The 8,993-nt window shown below is 38.4% G+C and carries 12 protein-coding genes and 1 pseudogene; 11 read left to right on the plus strand and 2 right to left on the minus strand.

The annotated features are described in order from the left end of the window. From IQR33_RS32240 to IQR33_RS03715, 10 genes and pseudogenes are all read left to right on the plus strand, one after another. Positions 1–485: pseudogene (locus IQR33_RS32240) on the plus strand (hypothetical protein); the annotation flags it as partial. Between the two features lie 14 nt (positions 486–499). After that, entirely contained in the window at positions 500–1,306 is an 807-nt protein-coding gene (locus IQR33_RS03675; protein ID WP_017633750.1) for an AHH domain-containing protein, read from the plus strand. Further along, positions 1,303–1,872 (plus strand): hypothetical protein, encoded by a 570-nt coding sequence (locus tag IQR33_RS03680; RefSeq protein WP_053304698.1) that lies wholly within the window; start codon positions 1,303–1,305, stop codon positions 1,870–1,872. The genes IQR33_RS03675 and IQR33_RS03680 overlap by 4 nt, the downstream gene beginning before the upstream one ends. A 50-nt stretch (positions 1,873–1,922) precedes the next feature. After that, positions 1,923–2,339, plus strand: coding sequence for a hypothetical protein (locus IQR33_RS03685; protein WP_158173438.1), 417 nt, complete (start codon positions 1,923–1,925; stop codon positions 2,337–2,339). Between the two features lie 116 nt (positions 2,340–2,455). Then, positions 2,456–2,608 (plus strand): hypothetical protein, encoded by a 153-nt coding sequence (locus IQR33_RS03690; RefSeq protein ID WP_157632379.1) that lies wholly within the window; start codon positions 2,456–2,458, stop codon positions 2,606–2,608. A gap of 88 nt (positions 2,609–2,696) precedes the next feature. Next, positions 2,697–3,269 (plus strand): hypothetical protein, encoded by a 573-nt coding sequence (locus IQR33_RS03695; protein ID WP_103412072.1) that lies wholly within the window; start codon positions 2,697–2,699, stop codon positions 3,267–3,269. A gap of 9 nt (positions 3,270–3,278) precedes the next feature. Further along, a complete protein-coding gene (locus tag IQR33_RS03700; protein ID WP_193837947.1) occupies positions 3,279–3,770 on the plus strand; it encodes a hypothetical protein in 492 nt (163 codons plus the stop codon). 295 nt (positions 3,771–4,065) lie between these two features. Then, entirely contained in the window at positions 4,066–4,626 is a 561-nt protein-coding gene (locus IQR33_RS03705; RefSeq protein WP_158173439.1) for a hypothetical protein, read from the plus strand. Next, positions 4,607–5,044: a hypothetical protein gene (locus tag IQR33_RS03710; protein WP_228010135.1), complete on the plus strand. Its 438-nt coding sequence runs from the start codon at positions 4,607–4,609 to the stop codon at positions 5,042–5,044. Before IQR33_RS03705 ends, IQR33_RS03710 begins: the two co-directional genes overlap by 20 nt. A gap of 251 nt (positions 5,045–5,295) precedes the next feature. Further along, positions 5,296–5,706 carry a hypothetical protein gene (locus tag IQR33_RS03715; RefSeq protein ID WP_104980545.1) on the plus strand — a complete coding sequence of 137 codons (411 nt, stop codon included), beginning with the start codon at positions 5,296–5,298 and terminating at the stop codon, positions 5,704–5,706. Between the two features lie 114 nt (positions 5,707–5,820). Here the strand turns inward: IQR33_RS03715 and IQR33_RS03720 are convergent, their stop codons facing one another. Next, entirely contained in the window at positions 5,821–6,957 is a 1,137-nt protein-coding gene (locus tag IQR33_RS03720; RefSeq protein WP_193837948.1) for a multidrug effflux MFS transporter, read from the minus strand. Between the two features lie 99 nt (positions 6,958–7,056). Between IQR33_RS03720 and IQR33_RS03725 the strand changes: the two genes are divergently transcribed. After that, a complete protein-coding gene (locus IQR33_RS03725) occupies positions 7,057–7,830 on the plus strand; it encodes an AraC family transcriptional regulator (RefSeq protein WP_132937156.1) in 774 nt (257 codons plus the stop codon). A gap of 90 nt (positions 7,831–7,920) precedes the next feature. On the opposite strand, the gene IQR33_RS03730 is transcribed toward IQR33_RS03725, so the two are convergent. Further along, positions 7,921–8,829, minus strand: a complete 909-nt coding sequence (locus tag IQR33_RS03730; RefSeq protein WP_193837949.1) for a LysR family transcriptional regulator — start codon at positions 8,827–8,829, stop codon at positions 7,921–7,923. Positions 8,830–8,993: the final 164 nt, after the last annotated feature.

Here is an 8,993-nt window from a genome sequence, read left to right on the forward strand (position 1 = left end):
CTGCGTTAAAAGGCGGTAAAGGAACATCAAAAGATACTTTGCTTGCTGTTTTAAGAGGCATGGGTAAAGGCGATCCAGAAAAATTCCTACGCACGTTAGATTGGATGGATTATGCAAAACAGACCAGCCAGATTGTTAGCGATGTTCTAAAACCTTGCATTGAAGTGGCAACTGAGTTGGCTTCATACGCAAACAGAATGGGTGCAGATGAGCTCGGTACGTATTTCTTGAAATTAGCGGATGAGGTAAAAATCATCGATAAGATGGTACCGGATAAGCTTAAAGAAGCGATGGGCGAGTTTGATGACCTTTTTGCTCGAATTTTAGGTAAGAGTGAGAAAACTTACCCAGCAAAAGTAAAACATAATACTGGCGAGTCTGCACAGTCAGGAAAGAGTTCTGCGAAGGCAAATGAGGACAAAGATAAAAAAGACTTTGTCTGTCCCGTTTGTAAGAAAAAACCAGAAAAATGTGATGCTTATTAGGGGTCAATACCATCATGGCTAAAAACTCAACTGCAAAAACACATAGTCTTATAAAAGGTTCAGGCCCTGCTTTAGCAAAAGCAATTAAATCTAAGCACTATAAGTCGGGCTTCAATGAACATTTATGGGCGGATGGACGTTTGAAGGGGGATGACGGACAGTTCGGACTTCAGGCTCACCACATCATAACAACTAAAAACTTAGATACTCCAGAGTGGAAAAAATACAGAGAAGCATATGAGTATGATATAAACACCTGGAAAAATGGGGTAATGTTCCCTTCCAAAACGGATATCGCTTGTCAAGTCAATACACACGTCCATAAGTCTGGCCATGGTGGAGGTTTGGACTTCAAGACCGAGCAAGAACAGTTTTGGGAAACAAGTTCAGATCTTGAAAGTGGTGAACTTACATCAATTCCGGTAACAAAGGTTCCTGACCCCGTAGCATCTAAGTTGCGGCTGGATGATATAAAGTATATAAAGTCAGTTAATCGAGATATTAAAGGTGTAAAAGAAAGTGCAAGAAGAGGCTATTATTGCAAATCAGGGAATAAAAGGCACTTTCAGTCTGATTTAGACGACGTCTCTGAAGACGTTTTAGTGTGTTTAGATAGCTTTTTATATACAATTTCGACTTTTGGTCATGATTACTCTCCGGCAAGTGACATAGGTTGTGCAGGCGAGAGTAATATAGAAAGCAAGAATAAATCAAGAAGCGCATGCCCAAGTAGATCTTCCAAGCTACCGGAAGAAAAACACAATATAAAGAATGTAAAAGGTAAGACTATGAAACCTAGAAAACTTGAGGTTGGAAAATGAGTGAATATTTTTTTGCAAGAGAGTGTGTCAATTCCCCAATTTATTGTTTTCCAGATGAATACATCGATTCCGTGCCCTTAACGAGTTTTACTTACCCTAAAGCACCTGTTCCCTTGATAGTCGAATTTCTTCCACAAGATGATTATGAAATCCCAGATATACTTGAAATGCCAAATTTCTCGATTAAGAAAAATGAATTTTCGAAATTAGATTTTAATAACATTTTTGGGGTTAATTGGGTCGATATTAAACTTCATGATAAAGGCGAACATGATTTTCTTATGCTACAAGTTGTCAACGAGATTAAGTTGATTGATAGATCTGAAAGTAAGATCAAGAGGTACCGAAAGGATTCTAATGGTGATGAGATGATTAGTGGTATTCTTAATCTTATATTAGATGAAAAACTAATTCAGACTATACCAGTAGATAGAAGACAGATAGTGATAGATCCTGGTTGGTTGAAGTGTGTTTTTTTCCATAAAAGTTTAGTTGAAAAAATAAAAAATTCTAAGCTAGTCGGTGTGGAATTTATACCGGCAGACGGCTATTCAGACTTTAGATAGATGAAATTAAATTTAAATGACTTTTATGTAAATAACAATCCTAAAGTAATATGTATATTAAGTTTATTAAAGAAAATTTAAGCAATATTCTACCAGAAAAAAGACCAGGTATGGTTTTTTCTAACCCTGACTTGTTTATTATTTTTGACAATACTATCCGATTCGTAATTTGGGAAGAAATTTTAGAAAAGTTAAATGAATTTTGGTTAGAAGGAAAAGATACTTGGGATAGTCATTTTGATTTTGGTAGTAATCCCGACGATTATGATAGACAGTTTGATGATTATAAAACAATTGAACTTTTACAATTCCCAACCCTGACAGATTTAGAAGTAGAAGAAAAATATGCTTTTGTTTTTAACGAGAATAGTGAATTATATATTAGTGAGAACTTCGTTAAAGACTTGAAGTCAGCTGGATGTGTCGATGTATGGTATGATACCACAGCTCCATATGGCCGTTATTAGACTGCCAGCATTGAAAAGCGTCTCATGGCGCTTTTTCTTTAATACTACGATTGAAGCACCGCTGATGCCTGTTGAATTAAAGAACAAGAATAAAATAAGAACGTCAGAAGTTGTAAATGAGCGATTATTACTTTGCTAGAGAAATTGTTGAAACACCACTTTATGATTTTCCGGATGAATTTTCTTATTCGGTTCCATCCAACGTATTAACATATCCTAATCAGCCAATTCCGCTTGTAAAAAGGTTTGCTCCTACAGAAGATTATTGATGTGTTTTTAATTCCTTCACTAGTAATATCGCCTTATGAGTGTAAGAGAGCAAAGCAAGATAATTACCAAACAATAAAGAGGTATAAGATGGAGTTTTCGGTAATCTCTGAGGACTATATGAGAAGTTCATCGGCATTCCAAAGTGTGGATGACCGAGAGTTTCTATATAGTACAAATAATTTTCACCCAACGAGCTCGGAGAATCCAATAAGATGGGAGGACAAAAACATAACTTCCTCCATGGTCCACCCGATATCGGATAATGGCGACATATGTGTTTCGAAAGAACTTGCAGAACTTGTAATGAGTTTTGACCCTTATGGCGTTGAGTTTTATCCGGCATCCTTATTGACTAAAGACGGAGAAATCACTGAGCGATACATATTAGCTTTAAACAACATTCAAGATGTTGTCGACTTTGAACGAAGCGTTATAGAAGTATCACCAAACAGTGGGAACCTAATCGTCCACCGATTGTTTCTAAGTCCAGAAAAAATATTAAATATCCCTTTCCATAAACGGGTGGTGTATAGGGCTGAAGGAGCTGATACTGCAGTATTTTTTGCTCCAGAAATCTATGATTTGATTAGTAATGATTCAAGGTTTTCTCTAGTTAGGAAAATGAAGAAGAATACATCTACGCGTGCACCTAAGTTTTAGGGAAAAATAATGAAAGAAGACTATATTATTTTAACAAAGCAAAGCTTAACTAACTTCCCATTCCAACAAAGCCCTAAGCCAATAGTGCCAGTAGAGCCAGATTTGCTTTTGGAAATGACCTTTTCTCCAAAGCTATTTATCATCAGTGATATTGCGTCAAAAGTGGAGAAACTGGTCGTACACGGAGTAGAGTGGTTAGACGCTCGCGTGGATTGTTCTCCAAGCCAGCCAGCTGATGATGAAATTAAAGTTTACGAAGATTATCGTATGCCTTATATCCATCAAACTTATAAATTGACGGACAAAGAAAAACAATACGGTAAGTTGAACTGGTTAGACATTGAATCAACAGAGTTTGATTTTTCTAAATTAGAAAATATCCCCTTAGAAGAACGATTAATATTTAAACTAGAAGAAGATTTTGGTTTAGTTTTCATTCACCAAAGTGTGATTGACCTTCTTAAAAAAGACGTCAAAGACGTTTGGATAAGAGATGTATAATAAGCGCCGAAAGGCGCTTTTTTCATATCAGCGAGATTAAAAAAAGAGTTGAGAAAAAATATTACTGTAAAAAAGAGTTTACTGAGGACTTAGATGATGCTGCGGAAGATATAGTGGATAAACTAAACAGCTTTCATTGGACTCTGTCCAGGTTTGGTAAAGACTATGCTCCGGCTCAAAAATTGGATGCGGAGGTGGTAACGTTGAATGCGACAAAAAAAGTAGAGAAGCGTGTCCTCATAGGCTTAATGTTACTGGAACTAGGCACACTATTCGGAATAAACTAGGCAGGATCATGAGTGATTATTTCTTCGTAAAAGAAAATCAAATTACACCAATTTATGCAGTTCCTGAGGAATATGAAGAAGCAGCATACAGTACAAGATTTACCTTTCCATGTAAACCCGTACCTGTTTTAGCAAAATACAAACCAGACGAACAGTATAGAATACCAGATGTTATTATAGAGCCTGAATTTGCTATATCTAAGGATATATATAATAGCTTGAAAGTTGAACAGTTATATGGTTCTAACTGGATACATATCAAATTAATTGATAGAGGTGAACATGATTTCATGATGTTACAGTTAGCAAATGAACTAGATGTCATCTGTCATGAACAGAGTGACTTTAAAAGGTTCAAACGAGGAAATATATCAGGAATGAAAAAAGTCGTTATTGATCCTCAGAAAATTTCACCGATTCCGCTTCAAAAAAGGCTATTTTTTAGAGATTCAGCTTGGGGGTTTCACACATTCTTTCATAAAAGTATAGTAAAAGAAATTGAATCAAAAACTCCAAATGGCGTTGAATTTGTACCAATAGAGCACTTTAATGAAGCGTGGGCTGGTTGACATGTATATCAAGTTTAATAAAGAAAATATTAGTAAATTATTACCTGAAAAAAGACCAGGTATGATTTTTTCTAACCCTGATTTGTTTATTATTTTTGAAAATAATATTCGATTTGTAATTTGGGAAGAGATTTTAGAAAAGTTGAATCAATTTTGGCTAGAAGGGAAAGATGCTTGGGATAGTGATTTCGATTTTGGTAGCCATCCTGATGATTATGATAGACAGTTTGATGATTATAAAACAATTGAACTTTTACAATTTCCAACCCTATCTGATTTAGACATAGAAGAAAAGTATGCTTTTGTTTTTAACGAGAACAATGAATTATATATTAATGATAATTTCGTTAAAGACTTGAAGTCAGCTGGATGTGTCGACGTTTGGTATGATACAACAGCTCCGTTTGGGCGTTATTAGAATAATTGCTTTTCCTTAACTGTAGAAGTGATGCAGGTGAGCCAAAAACGAACGTAAAACAAAGAATTAAGAGTATGTTCTGTGATTCCATCGCAAAAATTACAACTAACTTTTCCAATCTTTTGACGATAAAGTTGGCAGTGAACACGCTTATCAAAGATAAGTTATTGCTTTTATTATTTAAAAATAAAGTATATTCTCATCCTTTTTTTAGATGGTAAGTGTTGAATAATTATACAGTGGTTAGGTAAATGAATAAAATAACTAAACTCGCTTTGGCTTTGTCCGTATTGACATCTATTGTTGGGTGTCAACTGGTGTCAAATACGCCGATGCAATCGACAGCAACGAAGGAAATAATTGAAAAAGCAAAGGCAGAGTTTGATGGACAACGTTTTTATAAGTTGAATGAATATGATGAAGAAATCAACGTTTCAGATGACGGGGTCATTACCTTCAAGTCTTACTTACCACGCAGCGGCGGCTATGAATGGGTACCAATTGTGATACGCGATACTAGTTTTCGTGTTTCTTGCGATTATTTCAGTGAATATGTTGAAGCTGGAATGGTTGTTCAGGTTCAGTTTGTAGGTAAACGCGGGCGCATTGAAAATTACGACAAGCAACGTTGTGAAGAGTACGGTGAGCCAACATGGCAATAAGATCTATGGATAATTAAAGCGCCGACAGGCGCTTTTTATTTACGTTTTAGTTAACCGTTAGAAAAGATGTAGACCAATCTTCGGAAGATTAGGCAAGCAATGCGTAGTATCTGGTCACAAGTTGGTATGAACTTGCCTTTTAGAAAACGCTAATAAAATCGCTAAACAGCTACATGCTAATAGAACGACACCTAAGTTTTGTGCTGTTCCAGCCATCGCTAATCCCGTCCCGATCATGATGTAGTACATGAGCCCAAATAAAGCGCCTGCGCTACCTACCTGTTGTTTATAATCAACGAGTGCGTCACTGAGTATATTGGGTATCGCAATCCCATAAGACATGACGACTAACACCATTGGAGCAACAAACCAGATTGATTGGCTCAGAATCAACACACCGACTGATCCCAAACTAAGCAATACTGCTGAGAGCCAAAGTAGTTGGCTTTTTCGAACATTTTTAGACACTAGGGATTTGTTTAAATAACTCCCAAGCAGAGTGCCTAACCCCAGTACCATGCCACTGTATCCAAATTGTTCGGAGTTATACCCAAGTGCTGAGAAAGTAAATGCGCCAAGCTGGTAATAAGAAAATAGAGCAATGTTATACAAAGCAACCAATAATCCTGAGCGCCAAATTCGCGCGTCTCTTACCATTTCCCAGCTAAGTTGATGCAACCGTACTGGTGTCTGTTCCTTCTGTGTTTCAGGAAGCTTAATAACGTTATAAGCGAGCAATACTAACGCGATTAAAAACAAGGCAAAAAACACATAACGGTATCCACCAAGCGCTGTAAGCTGCCCGCCTAATAGCATGCCAACTACCGGGCTGATTGATATACCCATCCCCATTAAGCTAAAGACTTTACTCAGTTCTTGACCGTCAAACGCGTCACGAAGCATGGTCTGTGTGACAACGGATCCTACCGCGATACCAAATGCGCTTAGGGCTCGCGCGGTCATGACAACAGCAAAGCTTTCGGTTTGAGTTGCGAGTAAAGATGCGCAACCATAGATAAAGAGCCCAATAAGCATGGTGGGCCTTCTTCCCAGTTTATCTGCGAGAACTCCCCAAACTACAACGCCAATGGCAAAAGCTAGGAAGTAAATCGACAATGTTTGGGCTGCTTGTGCGTGGTTTACATCAAATGAAAGAGCGATTGAGCTCAGCGCTGGGCTATAAATAGTTTCTACAATTTGCGGAAACATCAACATAACCAGCATGAGCCATAAAGAGGGCTTAGTATTCATATTGTTCCCCATCGTTAATGAAGTTGGCGGGCAGTATAAATGAGGCTATGATTGATCTAATAACAACATAAAAACCAAATACATCAACATTCGGACAAAATGGCGCTTATTAACGAAAAAACACAATTTGATGCAGACAAAATTTCTACTTGTGTAGTGGGAATTGCTGCGGATATTGGCAAGCACGACTCAGGTATGCATATGCACAAGAAAGGGCAGTTATTGTACGCACCTCAAGGTTGTATGAGTTTTGCTCTGGAAGACTCGATTTGTATTTTGCCACCGACAAAGGCGGTTTGGATCCCACCTAATACGCCGCATCGCGCACTAATGACGAATGTGGTGGCGTACCGATCTTTGTATTTTGATTGTGAGGAGTTTGCCTGTCCGAGTAAGATCACGATGATAGAAGTGAATAATTTACTCCAAGCTCTTATTGATAAAATGTCATTTTGGGAGTGGGATAAGCCTAGCAGCGAGATGGTAAATACGACGGCGCTTTTTTGGGAGGAGTTTTATGCTGCGAAACGTTATTCGTTTCAGTTGCCTTTGCCATCGCATCGGCGCTTAACAACGTTTCGTCGAGAGTTGGTTGAACCTTCATTTCTAGCTCCTTCGCTTACTGCTCTTGCAAGCAAAGTTGGGGCAAGCACCAAGACGGTAACACGATTATTTAAGTCGGAAACGGGAATGAATTATCAAGATTGGCGGCAACAGTGGAGGCTTTTAAAGGCAGTTGAATTGTTATCAACGGGCATGCCAGTCAGCGCAGCTGCCGATTGGCTGGAGTTTTCGTCAGACAGTGCTTTTATTGCATTTTTCAAAAAGCAAACTGGACAAACACCTCTGACGTTTATGAAAACCAAGCCTTAAGCGTCAAAATGCTCACACTCTTTCTAGAACAAACCCCAGGTTCGCAGGCTCAGCCTATAAAACATACATAGACAGGTACCAACATGCAGGTTACTTGTCTTTACTCTGCAGTTTGCGAAAGTATTGCGTGGTAAAATCAACAAAGGCTCGGATGCGTTTTGGTTGATGTCGGTCGTGATGATAAAGGAGTGAAAATTCCACACTCGGAATGCTCCAGTCGGTAAACACTTCTTTTAGCTTGCCTGTCTGGAGTTCTTGTTGGCAATAAAGTGTTGGCACACGGATGATGCCATTTCCCGCCAAGGCTGCTTTTATCATTACTCTGCCGCTCTTACATCGTAACTGTCCACGTATCTGGTGTTCAGTTGACTGCTTTGTATTCGTGTTCTCAAATGCCCACCGTGTCACACTACCTGTCAAACAAACGTGTTTTTCTAAGTCCTTTGGATGCGAAGGATAGCCATATGTTTCTAAATAGTTTGGGCTTGCGTATGTCCCCATTTCCACATCGATCAGTTTGCGAGCGATAAAGTTGGAGTCGTCTAACTTTCCCATTCGAAAAGCGATATCGAATTCATCCGCGATTAAATCGACACGATGGCTACTAAAATCTAAGTTAAGGCTCACTTGTGGGTGTTGGATTAGAAATTGAGCAACGATATCTGCGACAACGTCTTCTCCTAAATAGCCCCCCACACAGTTGATACGAATGTCACCTCTTAAGTCTTCTACATCATCAACCACTGCCATAACAGCTTGATCAATATTGTGAAGGGCAGTTTCACACTGTTTATACAGAACCTTGCCTGCTTCGGTGAGGTTCAGTGTTCGAGTGGTCCTTTGTAGCAAAGTGACACCAATCTGTTGTTCCAGATTTGTTATTTGACGTGAAACGTGTGAGCGAGAAACGCCAAGTTGCTCTGCTGCTTTCGTGAAGTTTCCTAGTTGAGCGATTAGGACGAAAGAGCGAATATCCGCAAGGTTGATGTGTGTTTGCATGATGACTTCTTCATAATTCAAAAAAGTATTGTTGCAGTATAACAACAGTGTTTCAACTAGGTCGGTATATATCAACAAACAAAGTTTTCTTAAACTTACCGCCACTGATGTAAACCGTTCGATTAAGGATTCAAAATGAAAAAGTTAATTGTTATTACAGGCGC

Origin of the sequence: Vibrio sp. OPT46 (assembly GCF_015163535.1) — a bacterium.
GTDB lineage: Bacteria > Pseudomonadota > Gammaproteobacteria > Enterobacterales > Vibrionaceae > Vibrio > Vibrio alginolyticus.

Coding starts and splice junctions, on each gene's coding strand:
- IQR33_RS03675 (WP_017633750.1), top strand. CDS start 500: ATGGCTAAAAACTCAACTGCAAAAACACATAGTCTTATAAAAGGTTCA.
- IQR33_RS03695 (WP_103412072.1), top strand. CDS start 2,697: ATGGAGTTTTCGGTAATCTCTGAGGACTATATGAGAAGTTCATCGGCA.
- IQR33_RS03710 (WP_228010135.1), top strand. CDS start 4,607: ATGAAGCGTGGGCTGGTTGACATGTATATCAAGTTTAATAAAGAAAAT.
- IQR33_RS03685 (WP_158173438.1), top strand. CDS start 1,923: ATGTATATTAAGTTTATTAAAGAAAATTTAAGCAATATTCTACCAGAA.
- IQR33_RS03730 (WP_193837949.1), bottom strand. CDS start 8,829: ATGCAAACACACATCAACCTTGCGGATATTCGCTCTTTCGTCCTAATC.
- IQR33_RS03680 (WP_053304698.1), top strand. CDS start 1,303: ATGAGTGAATATTTTTTTGCAAGAGAGTGTGTCAATTCCCCAATTTAT.
- IQR33_RS03700 (WP_193837947.1), top strand. CDS start 3,279: ATGAAAGAAGACTATATTATTTTAACAAAGCAAAGCTTAACTAACTTC.
- IQR33_RS03715 (WP_104980545.1), top strand. CDS start 5,296: ATGAATAAAATAACTAAACTCGCTTTGGCTTTGTCCGTATTGACATCT.
- IQR33_RS03725 (WP_132937156.1), top strand. CDS start 7,057: ATGGCGCTTATTAACGAAAAAACACAATTTGATGCAGACAAAATTTCT.
- IQR33_RS03690 (WP_157632379.1), top strand. CDS start 2,456: ATGAGCGATTATTACTTTGCTAGAGAAATTGTTGAAACACCACTTTAT.
- IQR33_RS03705 (WP_158173439.1), top strand. CDS start 4,066: ATGAGTGATTATTTCTTCGTAAAAGAAAATCAAATTACACCAATTTAT.
- IQR33_RS03720 (WP_193837948.1), bottom strand. CDS start 6,957: ATGAATACTAAGCCCTCTTTATGGCTCATGCTGGTTATGTTGATGTTT.